18 protein-coding genes are annotated in these 22,043 nt (G+C 32.0%); 15 read left to right on the top strand and 3 right to left on the bottom strand.

Annotation, left to right across the window (positions count from 1 at the left end):
* Positions 1–42: 42 nt before the first annotated feature.
* The gene (locus P0R33_RS00525; protein WP_276173629.1) at positions 43–2,184 is read right to left on the bottom strand and encodes an LTA synthase family protein; all 2,142 of its coding nucleotides are present in this window, start codon (positions 2,182–2,184) and stop codon (positions 43–45) included.
* Between the two features lie 200 nt (positions 2,185–2,384).
* Between P0R33_RS00525 and P0R33_RS00520 the strand changes: the two genes are divergently transcribed.
* The 11 genes from P0R33_RS00520 (at position 2,385) to P0R33_RS00470 (ending at position 13,269) form a co-directional block, all read left to right on the top strand.
* Positions 2,385–3,047 (top strand): response regulator transcription factor, encoded by a 663-nt coding sequence (locus P0R33_RS00520; RefSeq protein ID WP_276173628.1) that lies wholly within the window; start codon positions 2,385–2,387, stop codon positions 3,045–3,047.
* A 3-nt stretch (positions 3,048–3,050) separates the two neighbouring features.
* Entirely contained in the window at positions 3,051–4,451 is a 1,401-nt protein-coding gene (locus P0R33_RS00515) for a HAMP domain-containing sensor histidine kinase (protein WP_276173627.1), read from the top strand.
* Positions 4,452–4,764: 313 nt separating this feature from the next.
* Positions 4,765–5,622: an ATP phosphoribosyltransferase gene (gene hisG / locus P0R33_RS00510; protein ID WP_223705863.1), complete on the top strand. Its 858-nt coding sequence runs from the start codon at positions 4,765–4,767 to the stop codon at positions 5,620–5,622.
* A gap of 101 nt (positions 5,623–5,723) precedes the next feature.
* On the top strand, positions 5,724–7,007 hold the full coding sequence (gene hisD, locus P0R33_RS00505; RefSeq protein WP_276173626.1) for a histidinol dehydrogenase: 1,284 nt from the start codon (positions 5,724–5,726) through the stop codon (positions 7,005–7,007).
* Between the two features lie 105 nt (positions 7,008–7,112).
* Positions 7,113–8,159: a histidinol-phosphate transaminase gene (gene hisC, locus P0R33_RS00500; protein ID WP_276173625.1), complete on the top strand. Its 1,047-nt coding sequence runs from the start codon at positions 7,113–7,115 to the stop codon at positions 8,157–8,159.
* A 173-nt stretch (positions 8,160–8,332) separates the two neighbouring features.
* Positions 8,333–9,469, top strand: coding sequence for a bifunctional histidinol-phosphatase/imidazoleglycerol-phosphate dehydratase HisB (hisB, locus tag P0R33_RS00495; protein ID WP_276173624.1), 1,137 nt, complete (start codon positions 8,333–8,335; stop codon positions 9,467–9,469).
* Between the two features lie 102 nt (positions 9,470–9,571).
* A complete protein-coding gene (gene hisH, locus P0R33_RS00490) occupies positions 9,572–10,153 on the top strand; it encodes an imidazole glycerol phosphate synthase subunit HisH (protein WP_276173623.1) in 582 nt (193 codons plus the stop codon).
* A gap of 106 nt (positions 10,154–10,259) precedes the next feature.
* The gene (gene hisA, locus P0R33_RS00485; RefSeq protein WP_276173622.1) at positions 10,260–10,985 is read left to right on the top strand and encodes a 1-(5-phosphoribosyl)-5-[(5-phosphoribosylamino)methylideneamino]imidazole-4-carboxamide isomerase; all 726 of its coding nucleotides are present in this window, start codon (positions 10,260–10,262) and stop codon (positions 10,983–10,985) included.
* A gap of 99 nt (positions 10,986–11,084) precedes the next feature.
* Entirely contained in the window at positions 11,085–11,840 is a 756-nt protein-coding gene (gene hisF, locus P0R33_RS00480) for an imidazole glycerol phosphate synthase subunit HisF (protein ID WP_276173621.1), read from the top strand.
* Positions 11,841–11,884: 44 nt separating this feature from the next.
* A complete protein-coding gene (gene hisIE / locus P0R33_RS00475) occupies positions 11,885–12,481 on the top strand; it encodes a bifunctional phosphoribosyl-AMP cyclohydrolase/phosphoribosyl-ATP diphosphatase HisIE (RefSeq protein WP_276173620.1) in 597 nt (198 codons plus the stop codon).
* Between the two features lie 146 nt (positions 12,482–12,627).
* Complete coding sequence (locus tag P0R33_RS00470) at positions 12,628–13,269, top strand: hypothetical protein (protein WP_276173619.1); 642 nt, start codon at positions 12,628–12,630, stop codon at positions 13,267–13,269.
* Here the strand turns inward: P0R33_RS00470 and P0R33_RS00465 are convergent.
* The gene (locus P0R33_RS00465) at positions 13,230–13,988 is read right to left on the bottom strand and encodes a carbohydrate-binding family 9-like protein (protein WP_276173618.1); all 759 of its coding nucleotides are present in this window, start codon (positions 13,986–13,988) and stop codon (positions 13,230–13,232) included. The genes P0R33_RS00470 and P0R33_RS00465 overlap by 40 nt on opposite strands.
* 108 nt (positions 13,989–14,096) lie before the next feature.
* Here P0R33_RS00465 and P0R33_RS00460 point away from each other — a divergent pair, with 108 nt between their 5' ends.
* Entirely contained in the window at positions 14,097–15,752 is a 1,656-nt protein-coding gene (locus tag P0R33_RS00460; RefSeq protein ID WP_276173617.1) for a M1 family metallopeptidase, read from the top strand.
* A gap of 294 nt (positions 15,753–16,046) precedes the next feature.
* On the opposite strand, the gene P0R33_RS00455 is transcribed toward P0R33_RS00460, so the two are convergent.
* Complete coding sequence (locus P0R33_RS00455; RefSeq protein WP_276173616.1) at positions 16,047–17,591, bottom strand: hypothetical protein; 1,545 nt, start codon at positions 17,589–17,591, stop codon at positions 16,047–16,049.
* Positions 17,592–17,746: 155 nt separating this feature from the next.
* Here P0R33_RS00455 and P0R33_RS00450 point away from each other — a divergent pair, with 155 nt between their 5' ends.
* The 3 genes from P0R33_RS00450 to ilvD all read left to right on the top strand — a co-directional run bounded on the left by P0R33_RS00450 (position 17,747) and on the right by ilvD (position 22,041).
* A complete protein-coding gene (locus tag P0R33_RS00450; RefSeq protein WP_276173615.1) occupies positions 17,747–18,922 on the top strand; it encodes a 2-isopropylmalate synthase in 1,176 nt (391 codons plus the stop codon).
* A 57-nt stretch (positions 18,923–18,979) separates the two neighbouring features.
* Positions 18,980–20,098, top strand: coding sequence for a 3-isopropylmalate dehydrogenase (gene leuB, locus P0R33_RS00445; RefSeq protein ID WP_276173614.1), 1,119 nt, complete (start codon positions 18,980–18,982; stop codon positions 20,096–20,098).
* A gap of 269 nt (positions 20,099–20,367) precedes the next feature.
* A complete protein-coding gene (ilvD, locus tag P0R33_RS00440; protein WP_276173613.1) occupies positions 20,368–22,041 on the top strand; it encodes a dihydroxy-acid dehydratase in 1,674 nt (557 codons plus the stop codon).
* Positions 22,042–22,043: the final 2 nt, after the last annotated feature.

Genomic DNA, 22,043 nt, shown 5'->3' with positions numbered 1-22,043 from the left:
AATAAAAGCCTCAAATTCTTAATGATTTTGAGGCTTTTTCTATTAATGAAGTTTTGCGTATAACTTAGCATTTTTGGCGTTTAAACTTAAGTCTTTTAGCTGATATTCTTTTTCTTTCAATACATAAGAAGCTGATTGATAATATGAAATGGTTTCATTTATTAAATCTTTGTTTTCAACTTTTAACGGAATTTCGTTGTAATGGATTTGATATTCAGGAGAAAGATTAACATCGGGTTTTAATTCTAATTGAAATTGTTTTATTTGCTGTTTAGGAGATAAAATCGTCAAAATATTGTCTTTTATCAATCCTAAATCCTGATAGGTCGCAATAAAAGCCCTAGGTTTATAATCAGATTCAAAAACATCATGTCCGAAAAACTTACTTTGGTAATCAAAATTTAATAAACCAAATAAAGTTGGCATAATATCAATTTGCGACATTAATTTATTGCATTTTTCAGGTTTAGAAGTCGGATCGTAAATTAAAGCCGGAATTCGATATTTATCTAACGGAAGTTCTGTTTTTCCAGCACTTGACGCGCAATGATCTGCAACAATCACAAATACAGTATTTTCGAACCATGCTTGTTTTTTAGCTTGATTAAAAAACTGGCGCAAAGCATAATCAGTATATTTTACACCGCCATTTCTTGATTTAATATCTCCAGGAATATCAATTTTATTGTTAGGATAAGTAAAAGGTCTGTGGTTGCTAACCGTCATTATATGATTGAAAAAAGGCTTATTTTGCTTCGCTTCAACGTTCATGATTTTGATTGCTTTGTTGTACATATCTTCATCACAAACTCCCCAAACATTAGAAAACGTAATTTCGTTTGGCTTAAAACTCGATTTGTCTATAATTTGATAACCGTTTCCAGAATAAAAATCCTGCATGTTATCAAAAAAAGCATCTCCGCCATACATAAATTTTACATTATAACCCTTTTTTTGAAAAACAGATCCTGTAGAAAATTTATTTTTATTGTCTTCTCTTTTCACAACACTTTCACCAGCCGTCGGAGGCAAACACAAAGTAACCGCTTCAAGTCCGCGAACGGTGCGGTTTCCTGCTGCGTATACATTGGTAAACAATAAGCTTTTTTGTGCTAAACTATCCAGAAATGGCATGATATTTTCTTTGTTTCCATACATTTTCATGAAATCAGCACTTAAACTTTCCACTGTAATTAGAACTACATTTTTACATTTTTCGATAGAATCATCTTTTATTTCACGTAAAGTATTTTGTCCAGAAATCGCTTGTAATTGCTGTTTTAAAAGTGCAAAAGCTTCATTATTTGGGATTGTTTTGTAGAATTTGAAATAGTCTAATTTGTTATTCTGAAAGGCTAAATAGAATTTGTAAATACCATTTGCCTGCAATTCATTCACAAAAATATTTTTAGAATTTTCCGTCTTTGCCAATGATGGAATCGCAAATATAGAGGCTAAGAATAAAACACCATAAATTGCTGTAATTTTAAGCTTTTCTTGAATTGTCGGAATCTCTTCAATATAGTTCTTTGATTTCTTAATAATGAAAAAAGTAATAATTCCAGTGATAATAAATAATGCAGAAAATATTGGAATAACCGGATAAGACTGCATAATGTTTCCAATTACTTCATTTGTGTAAATCAAGTAATTAACTGCAATAAAGTTGTATTTTACTCCAAATTCATTCCAAAAGAAAAACTCGCTTATAGCATTTTGAAGAATTATCAAGACGTATAAAAAGATCACAAAAGCAAAAAGCCAAAATCTTATTTTATTTTTAAATTTTGGCGCAAAAAGAAAAAGTGCAAATAAAGCAGTTTTGATTGAAATAAAAATCAGAACGATTTTAGGCAAAGCGCCTCCATATTCATCAAAAATACTTTTTCCCGAAGCCACATAAATTAACGCTAGAACAAAACCAGCTAGAATAAAATAACCGTAAGGTTTGTTGTATTTTGAATTTGAAATAAAAATAAGATACAGCCATAAAAAGGAAGCAGAAAGTACAAATACAAAAAAGTCTGAAATTAAACCTAAACCAAAGATTTTCAAACTTTCAGAAAAAGTAAAAGAACTTTGCGTTATAGGATGAAACAAAAGAACTATTCGAAGGGTGAAACTTACAATAAAGTACAATAGGGCTAGATTGTAAAAAGGTGAAAGTTTTTTGAAAATATTCATTGTATTTATTTTTTTACAAAATTAATTTGTATTGATTAACGTCAGATTAAGTTAGACTTTAACCTTACTTAGCATTATCTTAAAGTTTGCTTAAGATTATGATATTATTAGGTTCATCAGTTAAATCTTAATTTTCAACTTTAAAAATCTTTATCTTTGACTTACAAAAAATGAAAACGAATCTTAATTAAATACGATAGATGCATATTTTAATAGTAGAAGACGAATTAGGAATTGTTCAGTTTTTAAAGCAAGGTCTACAGGAAGAAGGTTATCAAATAACCACTGCAAATGATGGTTCTAAAGGTTTTGAACTGGTTCAAGAACAGAAATTTGATTTGATTCTTTTAGATTGGATGCTTCCAAAAATAAATGGATTGGATTTGTGTAAAGCGATTCGAGTTAAAGATCAAATTACTCCAATTATTTTTTTGACTGCAAAAGATACTGTTCAAGAAACAATTGAAGGTTTAAAAGCAGGAGCAAATGACTACATTAAAAAACCATTTAGTTTTGAAGAACTTGTAGAACGCATAAAAGTTCATTTTAGAAATAAAATCAAAACGGAAATCTTAACGCTTGGAACAATTACGATTGATTTATCAAAACATATTGTCTTGAAAGGCGAAGAAGAGATTTCTTTAACGCAAAGAGAGTTTGAATTGCTAACATATTTGATTCAGAATAAAGGGAAAGTATGTACTAGAAATCAGATTTTGCGAGATGTCTGGGAAATTAATTTCGAGTATGATACTGGTGTTATTGATGTTTTTATGAATGCGATTCGTAAAAAACTAAACCTTAAAATTGAAGAAGATTATATCAAAACTATTCGCGGCATTGGTTATATCGCCAATGATTAATAAATGACATCACTATCTTTTAAAAATCGAATTGCTTTAAATTACATTGTTGGAACCGGACTTTTGGTTTTGGCTGTTTTTTCGGCTATTTATTTCATTGTAAAACTTACTGTTTACAATCATATTGACGAGAATTTAAGAATCGAAATTGAAGATCACTTAAAAGAAATCAGAATTGAAAAAAAAGTAATAGTCTTTATGGATGCCGAAGAATGGGAGGAAAGGGAACATAATTCTGTTGATGTAAATCCTGTTTTTGTCCAATTTTTAGATTTGAATAAAAAGATTATCGAAAAGTCTCCTAATTTGAAAAATGAAAAATTAGTTTTTCATGAAAATAAAGACCATTTTCAGCTTTTTGATACCAAATTATTAGGCAATAAAATTCGTCAAATTCAAGTTCCGCTTCATTTAAAATCGAAGAAAATCGGTTATCTGATTATTGCGATGTCTCTTTCTGATTCTTCAAAAGTTTTAGAAAATCTGTTGGATACTTTGATGATTACTTTTCCAATTATTCTTTTAATACTGTTTTTTCTAGCTCGATTTTATGCAGGAAGAAGCATAAAGCCAATTAATGATATAATTTATACTTCTAAAATTATCACAAAAGATAATCTGAAATCTAGAATTCCGCTGCCAAAAACAAGAGATGAATTGTTCACGCTTTCTAAAACAATTAATAATCTTTTAAATCGAATTGAAGACGCAGTAGAACGTGAAAAACAGTTTACTTCAGATGCTTCGCACGAACTTCGAACACCTTTAACAGTTATTAAAGGAACACTTGAAGTATTGATTCGTAAAACGCGCGATAGTAAAGAATATGAAGAAAAAATTAATTACTGTATAAATGAAGTTGATCACTTAAATTCTCTTGTAGATCAATTGCTTTTAATGGCACGTTTTGAAAATCAAAAGCAAAATATCAAGAAAGAAAATGTTTATTTAAATGCTGCAATTCTAGACGTTCTGACATTGAATGCTGAGAAAATTAAAGTTAAAAAGCTCAATGTTGAATTAGAAGCTGTTGAAGAATTTGGTGTTTATTCTGATAACTATTTAACCGTTACAATTCTTCGAAATATTATTTCAAATGCTGTGAAATATTCTAAAGATGGAACTAGAATTAAAATTTCTTTATCTAGAGAGAAAAATAAAATAAATTGTCTTGTTTCTGATGAAGGAATTGGAATTGCAAAAAAGGATTTGGAATCAATTTTAAATCCATTTTTTAGATCTGATTCTCTAAATCATTCTGAAATTAAAGGAACTGGATTAGGTTTGTTTATTGTAAAAAGAATGACAGATCTTCTACAAATTAAATTTAAAATAGAAAGCGAAATAGGAAAAGGAACCAAAGTTTTATTGGTTTTTGACGAATATGATAATTCATTAAAATAATTTCAAAATCATTGCAATATAAGCGGCTCAAAACGTTTTTTAACAATAAACTATCGTTAAGTTAAAATAAAAATTGCTTTTTAATTAATTTATCTATTATATTTGCAACCGAATCAAAGAAGTAAAAAACAAAACAAAATCATGATTTCAATTCAATTACATCATCATCATTTACATTATTGCTCTCAAGCGATGTGTTAATGATATGCGTGTAAATCATCATATTTTAAAACCCGTTTGAGTACATCAAACGGGTTTTTTAATTCTAACTCTCTTTGTACTCAAACTATAAACCAACAAACAACTAAAAAAAATGAGTACTTTAAAAATTGCAATTCAAAAATCAGGTCGTTTAAACGAAGACAGCATTCAAATCTTAAAAGATTGCGGTATTTCAATCAACAATGGAATCGATCAATTAAAAGCCGAAGCTTCTAATTTTCCTCTAGAAGTTTTATACTTAAGAAATTCTGATATTCCTCAATATTTAATTGACGGAGTGGTAGATTTAGCAATCGTTGGCGACAATCTTTTGGTAGAAAAAGGAAAAGGTATTGAAGTAGTTCAGAAATTAGGATTCTCGAAATGTAAAGTGTCAGTTGCTGTTCCTAAAACTTTCGAATATAATTCAGTTCAGGATTTAGCTGGTTTGCGCGTTGCGACTTCTTATCCAAATACAGTTAATGAATTTTTTGGTAAATTTGGATTGACCGTAGATATTCACCAAATCTCTGGTTCTGTAGAAATTGCTCCAAATATTGGTCTTGCCGATGCTATTGTAGATATCGTTTCTAGCGGTAGCACTTTGTTCAAAAATAACTTAAAAGAAGTTGAAGTTATTTTGAAAAGTGAAGCAGTTTTGGCAGTTTCTCCAAAAGTTTCTCCAGAAATTCAAAAACACATTGATACTTTAAAATTCAGAATTCAAGCGGTTTTAAGAGCTAGAAATTCAAAATATATCTTAATGAACGTTCCAAACGACAAAATTGATGCCGTTGGAAAAATTCTTCCAGTTTTAAGAAGTTTAACCGTTTTACCATTAGCACAAGAAGGCTGGAGCAGCGTTCACTCTGTAATTGATAAAGATACTTTCTGGGACGTAATAGATCAATTGAAAGAAGTTGGTGCAGAAGGAATTCTAGTTTGCCCAATTGAGAAAATGGTTCTTTAGGGCTTCGCCCGCTTTAGGCTTTAGGCAGTAAGCTTTAAGCCAAAAAAATATAAAGTAAGGAAAGCTTAAAGCCTAAAGCTTATAGCATAAAGCATAAAAAAATGAATAAAATAGATAATCCAAAACCAGAAACCTGGTCAGAAATACTAAAAAGACCAACTCAAACCATTGATGATATTGAGGTTACGGTAAAAGAAATTTTTAGAGAAGTACAGAAAAAAGGAGACGAAGCAGTAGCAAAATACACTTCTATTTTTGACGGAATTTCTCAAGATAATTATGAAGTTTCTTTAGAAGAAATAAACGAAGCAATTGCGTTGATTCCGAACGAATTAAAAAAAGCAATTCAATTAGCGAAAGACAATATTTATAAATTTCACAGAGCGCAAAAAACAGATCGAGTTGAAGTAGAAACAATCGAGGGCGTAAATTGCTGGCAAGAAAAAAGACCGATTCAGAAAATAGGTTTGTATATTCCTGGAGGAACAGCGCCTTTGTTTTCTACGGTTTTAATGTTGGCAGTTCCTGCAGAAATTGCGGGATGTAAGGAAATTGTATTGTGTTCGCCTCCCGATAAAAAAGGAAAAATTAATCCAGCTATTTTGTATGCAGCAAATTTATGTGGCGTTACTAAAATTTTAAAAGTTGGCGGAATTCAAGCCATTGCTGGAATGACGTTTGGAACACAATCTATTCCGAAAGTATATAAAATCTTCGGACCTGGAAATCAATTTGTAACAGTAGCAAAGCAATTAGCGACACAATTTGGCGTGGCGATTGATATGCCGGCAGGACCATCAGAATTACTAATTGTAGCTGATGACACAGCGGTTCCAGCTTTTGTTGCGTCAGATTTGCTTTCTCAAGCAGAACACGGAACAGATAGTCAGGTGATTTTGGTTTCTACTTCTAGAAAATTAATCAGCGAAGTAGAGCAAGAAATTCAGTCACAATTAGAAGTTCTTCCTAGAAAAGCTATTGCAGAAAAAGCGATAGAAAATTCGAAATTGATTTATGTAGAAAGTGATCAAATCGCTTTGGATTTAATTAATGAATACGGGCCAGAACATTTTATAATCTGTTCAGAATATGATGATTTCTATTGCAACGGAATTGTAAATGCTGGTTCGGTTTTTATTGGAAATTACACTCCAGAAAGTGCAGGCGATTATGCTTCTGGAACCAATCATACGCTGCCAACAAACGGTTATGCAAAGAATTACAGCGGTGTAAATCTGGATAGTTTTATGAAATCAATGACTTTTCAAAAAATCTCAGAAAAAGGAATTCAGAATATCGGAAAAGCAATAGAATTGATGGCTGAAGCTGAAGGCTTGCAAGCGCATAAAAACGCAGTTACTTTAAGATTGAAGAGTTTAGAATAAATAAAAAGAACAAAGAGTATAGAACAAAGAATATAGAAAAATTTTCAAATCAGATGACTAGTCTATTCTCTTTATTCTGTTTTCTATATTCTAAAAATTAAGATAATGAAATTCGATATAAATACAATAACACGTGAAAACGTAAAATCATTAAAACCGTATTCTTCAGCAAGAGATGAGTTTGAGGATTTTGACACAGCCGAAATGATTTTTTTGGACGCAAACGAAAATCCTTTTCAAAATGGAGTAAACCGTTATCCAGATCCACAACAGAATTCTGTTAAAGCAATTTTGGCTAAAAATAATTTAACAAAACAAAGTCAGATTTTATTAGGAAACGGAAGTGATGAAGTTTTGGATTTGCTTTTTAGAGCTTTTTGCGAGCCAAATAAAGATAATATTATTTCGCTGCCACCAACTTACGGAATGTATGGTGTTTTGGCAAATATTAATGCTATAGAAAATAGAGAAGTTTTGTTAACAACTGACTTTCAGCCACAAGTAGAAAAGATTTTAGAAGCAGTTGATGAAAATACAAAAATCATCTTTTTATGCTCGCCAAATAACCCAACAGGAAATTCTTTTTCAGACGAAAGTGTGGTAAAATTGCTTCAAAACTTTAAAGGCTTAGTGGTAATTGATGAAGCTTATATTGATTTTTCAGATAAAGAAAGCTGGTTAGTAGAAATAGATGCTTATCCAAATTTAGTGATTACCCAGACACTTTCTAAAGCGTATGGTTTGGCAGGAATTCGTTTAGGAATTTGTTATGCTTCTGAAGCAGTGATTTCGATTTTAAACAAAATTAAACCGCCTTATAATGTTAACGAATTAACGCAGCAAAGAGCAAAAGAACGTTTAAAAGATTCTGAAAAAATAAAACAAGAAATAGCTTCTATTATTGAACAAAGAGAAGAGTTACTTAAAGTTTTACTAGAAGTTAATTTTGTAGAAAAAGTATATCCAACGGAAGCTAATTTTATTCTAGCAAAAGTCGATGATGCCAATAAAAGATACAGTCAATTAATTGAAAAAGGAATTGTTATCAGAAACCGAACCACGCAGCCTTTATGCGAAAACTGTCTTCGTTTCACAATTGGAACAAAAGAAGAAAATGCGGTTGTAATTAAAGAATTAAAGTTGTTGAATTAAAGAATATAGCCACAGATTTCACAGATTAAAAGGATTTTTTTATCTGTCTGAGTTTGTTTTTCGCCACGAATTTCACGAATTAGCACAAATTAAATTAGTGAAAATTAGTGTAATTCGTGGCAAAAAAAAATCATTTTAATCCTTTTAATCTGTGGCAGAAAAAATTATAAAGCATGAAAAAAGTACTTTTTATCGATCGTGATGGAACGATTGTCTTAGAACCAGAAAATTTACAATTAGACAGTTTAAATAAACTAGAATTTTATCCAAAAGCGTTTCAATATTTGGCTAAAATTGCTAATGAATTAGATTATGAATTAGCAATGGTAACCAATCAGGACGGATTAGGAACGGATAGTTTTCCGGAAGATACGTTTTGGCCAACGCAAAATTTCATTTTAAAGGCTTTTGAAAACGAAGGAGTTGTATTTGACGAGATTTTTGTTGACAGAAGTTTTCCGGAAGAAAATGCACCAACACGCAAACCTAGAACTGGAATGCTTACAAAATATTTGAATAATCCAGAATATGATTTAGAGAATTCTTTTGTTTTAGGAGATCGTTTAACTGATGTTGAATTGGCTAAAAATCTAGGTGCAAAAGCTATTTTTATGAATGACACAGATGGAGCGGGAAGCACTGAAATATCATCGAAACGTGAAGAACTAAATGAAACAATTGTGTTGCAATCAATGGATTGGAAAACGATTTACGAGTTTTTAAAATTAGAAGCACGTTCGGCTTCTATTACGCGTAAAACAAACGAAACGGATATTTATATCAATTTGAACTTAGACGGAACTGGAAAAAGTAAAATAGATACCGGAATTGCCTTTTTCGATCACATGTTAGATCAAATTTCGCGTCATGGCCAAATGGACTTAGAAATTTTGGTAAAAGGCGATTTAGAAGTCGATGAACATCATACAATCGAAGATACGGCAATTGCTTTGGGAGAAGTTTTCGCGAAAGCGTTAGGAAATAAATTAGGAATCGAACGCTACGGATTCTGCCTTCCAATGGATGATTGTTTAGCGCAAGCTGCAATTGACTTTGGAGGAAGAAATTGGCTGATCTGGGAAACGGAATTTAAACGTGAAATGGTCGGTAAGATGCCAACTGAAATGTTTTATCATTTCTTTAAATCATTTACAGACGGTGCAAAAGCGAACTTAAATATCAAAGCAGAAGGAATCAACGAGCATCATAAAATTGAAGCAATCTTTAAAGCTTTCGCAAAAGCGATAAAAGTAGCCGTAAAAAGAGATACCGAAAAAATGATTTTGCCTTCAACGAAAGGAATGCTTTAAATTAGTCAAAAGTTGAAAGTCATAAAGTCGAAAGTTTCGCTATACTGCGGATATGCAAACGACTTTAAGACTTTAGACTTTAGACTTTAAGACTAAAATTAAATGAAAATAGTAATTATAAATTACGGAGCAGGAAATATTCAAAGCATTATGTTTGCTATTGAAAGATTGGGTTTTAAGGCAGTTTTGAGTAATAATCCAGACGAAATTAAATCGGCAGATAAAGTGATTTTTCCAGGTGTAGGAGAAGCAAGTTCTGCGATGGCTAAACTTCGTGAAAGCGGTTTACATAGTTTAATTCCCGATCTGAAACAGCCAGTTTTAGGAATTTGTTTGGGAATGCAATTGATGTGCAATAAAACTGAAGAAGGAAGTACAGAAGGTTTAGGAATTTTTGATGTTGATGTTTTGAAATTTTCAAACAACGTAAAAGTACCGCAAATGGGTTGGAATCAGATTTATGATTTAAAAACCGATTTATTCAACGGAATTTCAGAAAATGAGTTTATGTATTTGGTTCATAGTTTTTATGCGCCAAATTGCGATGAAGCTATTGCTACAACGAATTATGATGTAGAATACGCGTCAGCTTTGCAAAAAGATAATTTTTACGGAACTCAGTTTCATCCAGAAAAAAGCGGAGATGTTGGAGAAAAGATTTTGGGAAATTTTTTAAAAATGTAAATATTTCAATATCAAAAATCAATTTCAATATCAAAAATCAATAAAAATATTAATCGGTTTTGGAGAATAAAAAATCTAAAATCGTTAATCTAAAATCTAAAATCAAATGAGAATAATACCAGCTATAGATATCATCGACGGGAAATGCGTTCGTTTGTCAAAAGGTGATTATGATACCAAAATAATTTACAACGAAAATCCACTTGAAGTGGCGAAATCATTTGAAGCACACGGAATCGAATATCTGCATTTAGTAGATTTAGACGGTGCAAAATCGAGCAAAATTGTCAATTATAAAATATTGGAGCAAATCGCAACGCAAACTAGTTTAAAAATTGATTTTGGAGGCGGATTAAAATCGGATGATGATTTAAGAATCGCTTTTGAAAGCGGTGCAAATCAAATTACAGGCGGAAGTATTGCTGTAAAAAATAGAGCAATTTTCGAAAAATGGATTTCAGAATATGGTTCAGAAAAAATTATTTTAGGAGCAGATGCAAAAGATGAAAAAATTGCTGTTTCTGGTTGGTTAGAAGAATCAAATGAAGATTTAGTTCCTTTTATTCAAGATTATCAAAGTAAAGGTATTCAGTACGTTATTTGTACCGATATTGCAAAAGACGGAATGCTTGAAGGTCCAAGTTTTAATTTGTACGGTAAAATTTTAGAAGAAGCAAAAGGTGTAAAACTAATCGCTTCGGGAGGAATTTCAACTTTCGACGAATTACCCAAATTGGCTGAATTAGGTTGCGAAGGAACCATAATTGGAAAAGCTATTTACGAAGGGCGTATTACATTAAAGCAACTTGAAAATTATATTTTAAATAAATAAGATTATTTCGCAAAGATGCGCAAAGCAAAACGCAAAGATTCACGAAATTTTGCGTAGCTCTGAGAATCTTTGTGAATCTCTGTGAAACAACAAAGAAAAATGCTTGCAAAAAGAATAATACCTTGCTTAGATATAAAAAACGGAAGAACTGTAAAAGGTGTTAATTTCGTTGACTTGCGCGATGCTGGAGATCCTGTAGAACTGGCAGAAATTTATTCAGCTGAAGGCGCAGACGAATTGGTTTTTCTGGATATTTCTGCAACAGAAGAAAGACGCAAAACTCTTGTAAATATGGTGAGAAGCGTGGCAGAGAAAATCAATATTCCGTTTACAGTTGGTGGTGGAATTTCATCTGTTGAAGATGTTGATATTCTGTTGAATAACGGCGCAGATAAAGTTTCGATTAATTCATCAGCAGTGAAAAATCCGCAATTGATTAACGATTTGGCTCAGAAATTCGGAAGTCAATGCGTTGTCGTTGCAATTGACGCCAAACAAATTGATGGACAATGGATTGTGCATTTAGTTGGCGGAAAAGTGCCGACTGAATTAAATCTTTTCGATTGGGCTGTAGAAGTTGCAAAACGTGGTGCAGGAGAGATTTTGTTTACTTCTATGGATAATGACGGCACAAAAAATGGTTTTGCAAATGGAGCTTTGGCTAAACTTTCAGAATTGGTAAATATTCCGATTATTGCTTCTGGTGGAGCTGGAAATATGCAGCATTTCGTGGATTCGTTTAAAGAAGGAAAAGCTGATGCGGCTTTGGCTGCAAGTGTTTTTCATTTTAAAGAAATCGAAATCAAGGCTTTAAAACAAGAATTAAGAAATAATAATATAGAAGTTCGATTATAGTTTTGACTTTAAGACTTTGGACTTTACAACTTTAGACTAAAATTATGGAAATCGATATCAAAAGCGCACACGGATTAATTCCGGCTATAATTCAGGATTCAGAAACAAAAAATGTTTTGATGCTGGGTTATATGAATGAAGAATCGCTTCAAAAAACAATAGAAACGCAGAAAGTGACATTTTTCAGCCGTTCAAAACAAAGACTTTGGACAAAAGGCGAGGAGAGCGGTAACTTTTTAAATTTAGTAAGTATTAAAAATGATTGCGATGGCGATACACTTTTAATTCAAGCAAAACCAGTCGGGCCAACCTGTCACACTGGTGCAGACACTTGCTGGCAAGAACCAAACGATGCAAATTATGGTTTTATTTCTCAGTTAGAAAATACAATCAAAACAAGAAGAGAAAATGCCGATTCTGAAAAAAGTTATGTTGCTTCTTTATTCGAAAAAGGAATCAATAAAATTGCTCAAAAAGTAGGTGAAGAAGCGGTAGAAGTGGTTATTGAAGCAAAAGATAATAACGATGATTTATTCCTTAGCGAAAGCGCCGATTTGCTTTTCCATTATTTGATTCTGCTTCAAGCAAAAGGCTTTCAATTGAATGATGTTATTGAGGTTTTGAAGAAACGTCAAAAATAAAACAACTTGTCATTTCGACCAAAGGGAGAAATCGCACTAGAAATTCCGCAAAGAATATCTCCAATCTTTGTCGATTAACTAGTGCGATTTCTCCTTTTGGTTAAAATGATAAAAAAATATATTATTTTAGTATAAATAATATTTCTATGAAATTATTTGTATGCTTGTTTTTGTTTTTGGTTCCGACTTTAAATTATGGCTTTAAAAAAAATGTTACGCCATATTCCATTGTAATTTCTAAAGCTGTTTTAATAGTTGACGGAACTATTTCTAAAGTGTTCCAAAATGATTATCAATTTACGATAAATGAGTTTGTAAAAGGAAAATCAAGTCCTAAAATTAACGTAACTATTTGGAAAGAATGGATTTGCGATCCTAGAATTAAAGAATTAAAGGCAGGGCAGAGATTAATTTTGTTTTTAGAAAAATCACCAAATGGAAATTATTATCCAATTAATGATAGTACAGGTGAATTGTATGTAGATAAGAACGCTTTTATAGACATATTCCTTCCAAAAGATTTCACAAATCCAACAGTCTTAAAAAAAGGCATTTCAATGTTTTTAGAAACATACAAATGCCATGGAAATTTAAGTGACAGATTTTATTCTAATATGTATTTTGTTAGAAATAAATCAATTTTTGAAATTTATGAAATGAAAATGACGAATTCATCCTTCGCTCATTTAGTCGATGATGCCGAATATTATAGAGTAACCGAATTTCAGCAATTTCAATTCATTAAAAACTATTCTCCAAACTCAAAAACAGCAAACTCAGCTGGCTGATGAAAGCCAAATTTTAAACTCTTATATGGTTGTAATGCAAGGTATTCAATCGTGTTACCGTAATCAATTCTAAAAGCATTTGCTTTCCATTTTGTGCCTGTTTTTGGCATCTCAAAATGACCGTTTTTAATTTTTTCAAGACTAGAAAATGGAATTTTAATTTCTACAGTATATCCTTCAGGATTTATTTTACTGACTGTTTCCATTCCTTTTATATCAAAATCTGTTGTAGTTTTCCATCCGCCGCATTCTGGCGAAATACATTTTAATAGTAAATCATAATTAGTCGAAAAGGCATTTACTCCAACTTCAATGTAGTTTTTTCCATCTCCGTCTGGATCTATAAAAATTTCTATTAAATCGTCAGTATAAAAAATCTGGGAATCTTTCTTTTGAGATGTTCCAATAATTTTAGAATCTTTACAATTATAAGCTATAAAGAAGTTTTCTTCATTCCACGAAAGTGAAACAAAAGTGTTTTGTGTTGCTTTTTCACCTGAATTATGAATCACAAACGGACCTAAAAATGGTGTTTCCCAATCTGATAAATTTCCATCAACTACTATTTGTTTTTTAGTTTTATGAACTGGAATATTTTGGGAATTTGAAGCGGCCGAAAATAGTACAATTATAAAAGGAACGATTGCTTTAAATCTCATATTGTGAATTCTACAGTTTAAAAGCACTAAAATAGAGAAGAATAATGAATTTGATAACATTTTTTTTATTTTCAAAATGACAAAAAAACAAAATTATTGATCTGAATGTGTACATTTGTTGAAGATTAAGCGGGTTTAATTACCTTATTTATTACAAATTTATAAATAATGAAAAAATACTTCGGTGGCGCATTTATCGCCTTTTTAGTTGGTTTTACTGCAAATGCACAAGGACTTTTAAATAAATCTGAGACTGCTTTTACACATCAAGACACCTTACGCGGAAGCATAACAAAAGAAAGAGCTTGGTGGGATTTGAAATATTATCATTTGGATGTGAAAGTTAAACCTTCTGAGAAATTTATTTCGGGTTCAAACACAGTTCGTTATACTGTTTTAACAGAAAACAACAGAATGCAGATTGATTTGCAGCAGCCAATGAATATTACGAAAGTAACTCAAAACGGAAAAGAATTGAAGTTTGAAAGAGATGGAAATGCTTTTTTTATAACTTTAATTGAAAAACAAAAAGTTGGAGATACAAAAGAGATTGTAATTTCATACGAAGGAAAACCTAAAGAAGCAGTTAGAGCGCCTTGGGACGGAGGTTTTTCTTGGAAAAAAGATAAAAACGGCAAAGATTTTATTGCTACATCTTGTCAAGGTTTAGGAGCAAGTGTTTGGTGGCCTTGCAAAGATCATATGTATGATGAAGTGGAGAGTATGCTTATTAGTGTAAATGTTCCTGGAGATTTGACAGAAGTTTCTAACGGAAGATTGAAAAGCGTAAAAAAGGAAAAAGACGGAACAAAAACCTTCAATTGGTATGTTTCGAATCCGATTAATAATTATGGTGTCAACATCAATATCGGGGATTATGTGAATTTCTCTGAAGTATTTAAAGGAGAAAAAGGCGATTTAGATTGTAATTATTATGTTTTAAGAGACAATTTGGCTTTAGCAAAAGAACATTTTAAGGACGCTCCAAAAATGCTAAAAGCGTTTGAAAATTGGTTCGGACCTTATCCGTTTTATGAAGACAGTTATAAATTAGTTGAAGTTCCATATTTAGGAATGGAACATCAAAGTTCTGTAACTTATGGAAATCAATATAAACAAGGATATTTAGGACGTGATTTAAGCGGAACAGGCTGGGGATTGAAATTTGATTTTATCATTATTCATGAATCTGGACACGAATGGTTTGCGAACAATATTACCTACAAAGACATCGCAGATATGTGGATTCATGAGAGTTTTACCAATTATTCTGAAAGTCTTTTCTTGGAGTATTATTATGGTAAAGATGCTGGTGCAGAATATGTAATTGGTTGTAGGAATAATATCGAAAATGATAAACCAATTATTGGCCATTACGATGTAAACAATGAAGGTTCTGGTGATATGTATCCGAAGGGTGCTAATATGCTGCACACAATTCGCCAAATTGTAAATGATGATGAGAAGTGGAAATCGATTTTGAGAGGTTTAAATAAGACTTTTTATCATCAAACGGTGACTTCAAAACAAATTGAAGATTATATTAACGAACAAGCTGGAGTTAATTTTAATAGAGTTTATGCACAATATTTAACGACTACAAAAATTCCTGTTTTCGAATACATGTTTAAAAACGGAACTTTAGGATATCATTGGACAAACTGTGTTTCTAAATTTGATATGCCAGTAAAAGTTAAAATTAACGGTGTTGAAACTTGGCTAAAACCAACAACAGATTGGCAATCTATTAAAACTGAAAATGAAGATAGAAAATTGGAAGTAGATAAAAACTTCTATGTTACGACTTCTAATATTGTGGAATAAGTTTTAAAGAAATTCTAATTAAAAAATCCTAAATTCCAAATTATTGGAGTTTGGGATTTTTTTTGCTTTTAGTAAATCCGACAGATTTTTAAAACTTTTCGACTTTGTTTTTTTTCTCTTAGTTTGTCATTTCGACGGAGGAGAAATCTTCGTAAGTAGCTCGACAAAGATTGAAGAATTGCTGCACGGAGTTTCTCGTGAAGATTTCTCCTTCGTCGAAATGACAAAAATGGCGTTAAGATTAATTCTTAACGCCATTTTTATTGGAATTTGTATTTTTAAAAATTGGAATTTTTATCTGTTGTTTAACTTCGCTTTCTCCCTAATTATATCAGCAATCTTTCGGTTTTCAATTTTGCTTTCAAGCCATGAAATAATGTCTAGATATAAGAAAGCTCTTTTTTCATAAGTATTCTTTTCTAGCTCTACAAAACGAGCGTGCATTTTTTTGAATTCCTTTTTAATATCAGCAGGATAAAAATTATTTAAGTTTCTCAAGAATTTGATAATTTCTTTTTGAACTTCGTGTAAATCATTCATTTTCAATAAGAATTTATAAGTGCTTTTTAAATGATTTTCTAAATAATAATCTTTTCCAAGTTCATAATGTGCAATCAAAGATAATAACCTCGCAAAACACATTAAATCTTCGCGCATGGTTAAGTTCTTGTTATTTATGATTTTATCTAAATAGTTAATGCATTCGTTGTATTTTTCATTTCCGAAATAAATAGAGGCAAACTTATAAAAGAATAACATTTCGTGATGTTCATCTAAATGTTCGCTGTGAATTTTCAGTTTTTCTAGAATTTCAGGAATCAAATATTCGCTTTCGGCAAAAGTGCCTTCTAAAATATGAAGATTTAGCTTATTGTTATAAACGTAAAGAAACGACAAAGAAGCAATGTTGTCATTTGCAGGAAATTTTGGATCAGAAATCGTTTCTTCCAAAAGATTCAAGTATTTCTTGAAATTAGATTTATACTTTAACATATAAAGCGATTCTAAGAAATAGTGATTTCCTTTTAAGAAAAAGACCGGATTTAAATAAATCATGTTCGGATTATCATAGAAAAGCTGAACCCATTTGTAAGCATATTTATAACTGGCCAAAAAGTCTTGAACCAAAAAGCTTCGCCACAGATTAGCATTGTAAAACCAGTATTTTTCGCGAAAGCCAAATTTACTTTCGTCCAATTTTGCAATATGTCTGTTGAAATAATCGTCTATGTATTTGTATTCCTGATCATTTTTTACATAACCAGTTTTCAGCATTATTCCGTATAACTGTAGCGATAAATTGGATAATTTACTTGAAATAGTATTTCTGTAATTCAATTCTTTTGCTTGAATTACCAATTCGTCGGCGCGGCCTTGAATACTTCGGGTAATATATTGTGATTCGATTAGTTTTTCGAATTCAACAATTTCATACGCCATATATTTTTCGTCATTTTCAAGAGCTTGCTGTTTTGTTTTGTCTAAGATTTTTAAACTCTGCTTATAAAGTCCTTTATTATAAAGAATAACAGCAAAATCCATTTGTTCGCGCAGCTGATATCGAATATTCTGGCTAGGAATATTCAATCTAATGCTTACGAGAATTTGTTTGTATAAATATGATTTTAAGTTAGATAGCTGTACTTTTTGAATTACACCACTTTTAAGAATGAGCTTTTCATCATAAACTTCAGATTTATCTAAAATATTAAATAATTCGATAAATTTTGTGTTTGAACTCGTCTCTAATCGGCTTGCAAAAATTTTAAACTGTCTTTTTTCTGATTTCGAAAGTGATTTGATTAAAACAAATAAGAAATCTTTTTGATGGTTAGCCATTGTAAAAAATAATAATGTAACTTATTGATAATTAAGTTTTTAATAAGGTATAAATCGTTTTATGAACAGTATAATTTCATTAAAATGAATTTCGTACTGCGATAGTACAATATATATTTGTTATCAAGATGTGAAATTACATTAAATTAATGAATATGAATAGAGAGAAAGTTCAAATTTTTGACACCACTTTGCGAGATGGTGAACAAGTTCCAGGATGTAAGTTAGATACTAAGCAAAAATTAGTTATCGCAGAACGACTAGACAAAATGGGAGTTGACATTATCGAAGCAGGCTTTCCTGTGTCAAGTCCAGGCGATTTTTTATCGGTCTCTGAGATTTGTAAAATTGTAGAAAATGCAACGGTCTGCGGACTAACAAGAGCCGTAAAAAACGACATTGATGTTGCTGCAGCTGCCTTAAAGCATGCTAAGAAACCTAGAATCCATACTGGAATCGGAACTTCACAATCTCATATCCTCCACAAATTACAAACTACGCCTGAAGATATTATTGCAAGAGCAAAATATGCTGTAGCACACGCAAAATCGTATGTAGAAGATGTAGAATTCTACGCAGAAGACGCAGGTAGAACAGACAATGCATTCTTAGCAAAAGTTTGTGAGGAAGTGATTAAATCTGGTGCAACTGTATTAAATATTCCTGATACAACAGGATATTGCCTTCCAGAAGAATATGGAGCTAAGATTAAATACCTTAAAGAAAACGTAAAAGGAATCGAAAACGTAATCCTTTCATGCCACTGTCATAATGATTTAGGAATGGCAACTGCAAACTCAATCGCAGGAGCTATAAATGGTGCAAGACAAATTGAGTGTACTATTAATGGTATTGGTGAAAGAGCTGGAAATACTGCGCTTGAAGAAGTGGTTATGATTTTCAAGCAGCATCCTTACTTAAACTTAGATACAAACATTAATACTAGAGAATTAAACGAAATGAGTCGTTTGGTTTCTGAAAGTATGGGAATGATTGTACAGCCAAATAAAGCTATCGTTGGAGCAAATGCTTTTGCACACAGTTCTGGAATTCACCAAGATGGTGTAATTAAAAACAGAGCAACTTACGAAATTATGGATCCGCTAGATGTTGGAGTAAATGAATCTTCAATTATTTTGACAGCTAGAAGCGGAAGAGCGGCTTTGGCTTATAGAGCTAAAAAAGTTGGTTACGAATTGACAAAAGTACAATTGGATATCGTTTATGTTGAATTCTTGAAATTCGCAGATATCAAAAAAGAAGTTTTAGACGAAGATATTCATCAAATTATTGAAGCTTCTAAAATAGAAGGAGATTTAATCAGAAGTTAATATTAAAAAATAAGTTAGGAACAATAAGGATTTAAAGACATAAAATAGCGAGGGATTATGAATTTAAAAATTGCAGTTTTACCAGGAGATGGAATTGGGCCTGAAGTAATTTTACAAGCTAAAAAAGCTTTGTATGCCATTGGCGAAGTGTACAATCACGAATTTGTTTTTGAAGAAGCCCTAATGGGAGCGGTTGCTATCGATAAAACAGGAAGTCCTTTACCGGAACAAACGCTCAATCTGTGCTTAAATACAGATGCAGTTTTGCTTGGTGCAATTGGAGATCCTAAATATGATAACAATCCGAATGCAAAAGTCCGTCCGGAGCAAGGATTACTGAAACTGCGAAAAGAATTAGGCTTATTTGCTAATATCCGTCCTATAAAACCTTATAAAGCCTTAATAGAATCTTCTCCTTTAAAAAGAGAAATTATTGAAGGAGCTGATTTTACCATTTTTAGAGAATTAACTGGTGGAGCTTATTTTGGAACTAAAACACTAAATGAAGAAGGGACACACGCTTCAGATTTATGTGAATATTCAGAAGAAGAAATTACTAGAATTGCACATCTAGCTTTTCAATCGGCACAAAAACGACGCAAAAAGCTAACAATGGTTGACAAAGCAAATGTTTTAGAAACTTCTAGATTGTGGAGAAAAGTAGTTCAGAAAGTGAGCGAAAATTATCCAGATGTTAAACTTGATTTCTTATTTGTTGATAACGCAGCAATGCAGCTGATTTTGAATCCGAAACAATTTGATGTGATTTTGACTGAGAATTTGTTTGGAGATATTTTATCAGATGAAGCAAGTGTAATTACAGGTTCAATTGGATTATTGCCATCTGTATCTTTAGGAGAAAAAAATGCTTTGTTTGAGCCAATTCACGGATCGTATCCGCAAGCAAAAGGTAAAAATATTGCCAATCCTATTGCTTCGATTTTAGCAGCGGCGCTTTTGTTAGAGCATTTTGGGTTAACTAAAGAAGCTAATGTTATTTATAAAGCAGTAGAAAAAGCAATTGAATACAAAGTAGTTACAGTTGATTTGAAACCAGATTCTAAATTCGGTACAAATGAAGTAGGAGAGTTTGTTTCTAATTTTATTTTCAGTAAAGACGATTTACTGTATTTCAATAATGATAATGTTAGTATTGGGCAATCGACAATTGTTTAATATTTTTTGTTAAAAAGTGAAGATAATCACAAGAAGTATTTGAAATGTTGAGATTTTATTTTTTTAGTTTCTAAAGTTTATTTACTTTTGTAACACTAAAAAAAATAAGCGATGCAAATCTCAATTATTATTACTTCTGTCGTTGTTCTCAATGTGATTCACACATCTGCATCGGGAATGTTATAAATATAATTGAAAAACTATATTACAAACCTTCCAAATACTGGAAGGTTTTTTTTTGAATAAAAAATTAAAAATAAAAAAGAATAATGGAATTAAATAAGTACAGCAAGACCATCACCCAAGATCAAACACAGCCTGCCGCGCAAGCGATGTTGTACGGAATTGGTTTAACTGAAGAAGATTTAAAAAAAGCACAAGTTGGAATTGTGAGCATGGGTTACGATGGTAATACTTGCAACATGCACTTGAACGATTTAGCAAAAGATGTTAAAAAAGGTGTTTGGGATGCAGATCTTGTCGGACTTATTTTTAATACCATTGGTGTTAGTGACGGTATTTCTAACGGAACTGAAGGAATGCGTTATTCATTAGTTTCTCGTGATGTAATCGCAGATTCTATCGAAACAGTTGCTGGAGCACAATGGTACGATAGTATTATTGCAATTCCTGGCTGTGATAAAAATATGCCTGGAGCGTTAATCGCAATGGGAAGATTAAATCGTCCGTCGATGATGGTTTATGGAGGTTCAATTCACTCTGGAAAATGGAAGGGAGAATCTTTAAATATCGTTTCTGCTTTTGAAGCTTTAGGAAAAAAAGTAAAAGGCGAAATTACTCCAGAAGATTTCAAAGGTGTTATTCAAAATGCTTGTCCAGGAGCTGGTGCTTGCGGTGGTATGTATACTGCAAATACAATGTCTTCTGCAATTGAAGCATTAGGAATGAGTATGCCTTACAGTTCTTCAAACCCTGCTTTAAGTCAGGAAAAAAGAGACGAATGTCTTGCTGCAGGAGCTGCAATTAAAATTTTATTAGAAAAAGATATTAAGCCAAGAGATATTATGACTCGTAAAGCTTTCGAAAATGCTATTACAATTGTAGCGGTTTTAGGAGGTTCTACAAACGCTGTTATGCACTTAATTGCAATGGCACATTCTGTTGGTATCACAATTACTTTGGATGATTTTCAGGCGATTAATGATAGAACACCAGTTCTTGCCGACATGAAACCAAGTGGTAAATATATGATGGAAGATATTCATGAAGTTGGAGGTATTCCGGGAGTAATGAAATATTTATTGAAAGTTGGATTGATTCACGGAGATTGTTTAACTGTAACAGGAAAAACAGTTGCTGAAAATTTAGCTTCGACTCCAGATTTACAAGACGGACAAGAAGTTATCCACGAAATTCAAAAAGCATTAAAACCAACAGGAAATATTCAGGTTTTATACGGAAATCTTGCTTCTGAAGGTGCTGTAGCAAAAATCAGCGGTAAAGAAGGAGAATATTTCGAAGGGCCAGCTGTAGTTTTTGAAGGTGAATTTGAAGTAATTCCAGGTCTTCAAGCCGGAAAGATTAAACCAGGTAATGTAGTCGTCATCAGAGGTTGTGGACCAAAAGGTGGTCCGGGAATGCCTGAAATGCTGAAGCCTACATCTGCTATTATTGGTGCTGGATTAGGAAGCAGTTGTGCACTAATTACAGACGGTAGATTCTCGGGCGGTTCGCACGGTTTCGTGGTAGGTCACGTTACACCAGAAGCATATGACGGTGGAGGTATTGCACTAGTAAAAGATGGAGATATGATCGCTATCGATGCTGTGAAAAATACAATCGATCTGAAGATATCTGACGAAGAATTTGCAGCTAGAAAAGCAGCTTGGGTTAAGCCAGCTTTAAAAGTTGACAGAGGAGTTTTGCTTAAATACGCTAGATCGGTGTCAAGCGCTTCTACAGGTTGCGTTACCGATAATTAATT

Source organism: Flavobacterium sp. YJ01 (assembly GCF_029320955.1).
Classification (GTDB): domain Bacteria; phylum Bacteroidota; class Bacteroidia; order Flavobacteriales; family Flavobacteriaceae; genus Flavobacterium.
The sequence above is the reverse complement of the archived record's forward strand: the minus strand, read 5'-3'. Positions and strand labels throughout refer to the sequence as shown.

What these genes read in the sequence shown, in the direction of transcription:
- P0R33_RS00470 (WP_276173619.1), top strand. Translation starts at nt 12,628, where the DNA reads ATGAAATTATTTGTATGCTTGTTTTTGTTTTTGGTTCCGACTTTAAAT.
- P0R33_RS00515 (WP_276173627.1), top strand. Translation starts at nt 3,051, where the DNA reads ATGACATCACTATCTTTTAAAAATCGAATTGCTTTAAATTACATTGTT.
- P0R33_RS00460 (WP_276173617.1), top strand. Translation starts at nt 14,097, where the DNA reads ATGAAAAAATACTTCGGTGGCGCATTTATCGCCTTTTTAGTTGGTTTT.
- hisG (WP_223705863.1), top strand. Translation starts at nt 4,765, where the DNA reads ATGAGTACTTTAAAAATTGCAATTCAAAAATCAGGTCGTTTAAACGAA.
- P0R33_RS00525 (WP_276173629.1), bottom strand. Translation starts at nt 2,184, where the DNA reads ATGAATATTTTCAAAAAACTTTCACCTTTTTACAATCTAGCCCTATTG.
- P0R33_RS00520 (WP_276173628.1), top strand. Translation starts at nt 2,385, where the DNA reads ATGCATATTTTAATAGTAGAAGACGAATTAGGAATTGTTCAGTTTTTA.
- P0R33_RS00450 (WP_276173615.1), top strand. Translation starts at nt 17,747, where the DNA reads ATGAATAGAGAGAAAGTTCAAATTTTTGACACCACTTTGCGAGATGGT.
- hisF (WP_276173621.1), top strand. Translation starts at nt 11,085, where the DNA reads ATGCTTGCAAAAAGAATAATACCTTGCTTAGATATAAAAAACGGAAGA.
- P0R33_RS00465 (WP_276173618.1), bottom strand. Translation starts at nt 13,988, where the DNA reads ATGTTATCAAATTCATTATTCTTCTCTATTTTAGTGCTTTTAAACTGT.
- leuB (WP_276173614.1), top strand. Translation starts at nt 18,980, where the DNA reads ATGAATTTAAAAATTGCAGTTTTACCAGGAGATGGAATTGGGCCTGAA.
- ilvD (WP_276173613.1), top strand. Translation starts at nt 20,368, where the DNA reads ATGGAATTAAATAAGTACAGCAAGACCATCACCCAAGATCAAACACAG.
- hisA (WP_276173622.1), top strand. Translation starts at nt 10,260, where the DNA reads ATGAGAATAATACCAGCTATAGATATCATCGACGGGAAATGCGTTCGT.
- P0R33_RS00455 (WP_276173616.1), bottom strand. Translation starts at nt 17,591, where the DNA reads ATGGCTAACCATCAAAAAGATTTCTTATTTGTTTTAATCAAATCACTT.
- hisC (WP_276173625.1), top strand. Translation starts at nt 7,113, where the DNA reads ATGAAATTCGATATAAATACAATAACACGTGAAAACGTAAAATCATTA.
- hisIE (WP_276173620.1), top strand. Translation starts at nt 11,885, where the DNA reads ATGGAAATCGATATCAAAAGCGCACACGGATTAATTCCGGCTATAATT.
- hisB (WP_276173624.1), top strand. Translation starts at nt 8,333, where the DNA reads ATGAAAAAAGTACTTTTTATCGATCGTGATGGAACGATTGTCTTAGAA.
- hisH (WP_276173623.1), top strand. Translation starts at nt 9,572, where the DNA reads ATGAAAATAGTAATTATAAATTACGGAGCAGGAAATATTCAAAGCATT.
- hisD (WP_276173626.1), top strand. Translation starts at nt 5,724, where the DNA reads ATGAATAAAATAGATAATCCAAAACCAGAAACCTGGTCAGAAATACTA.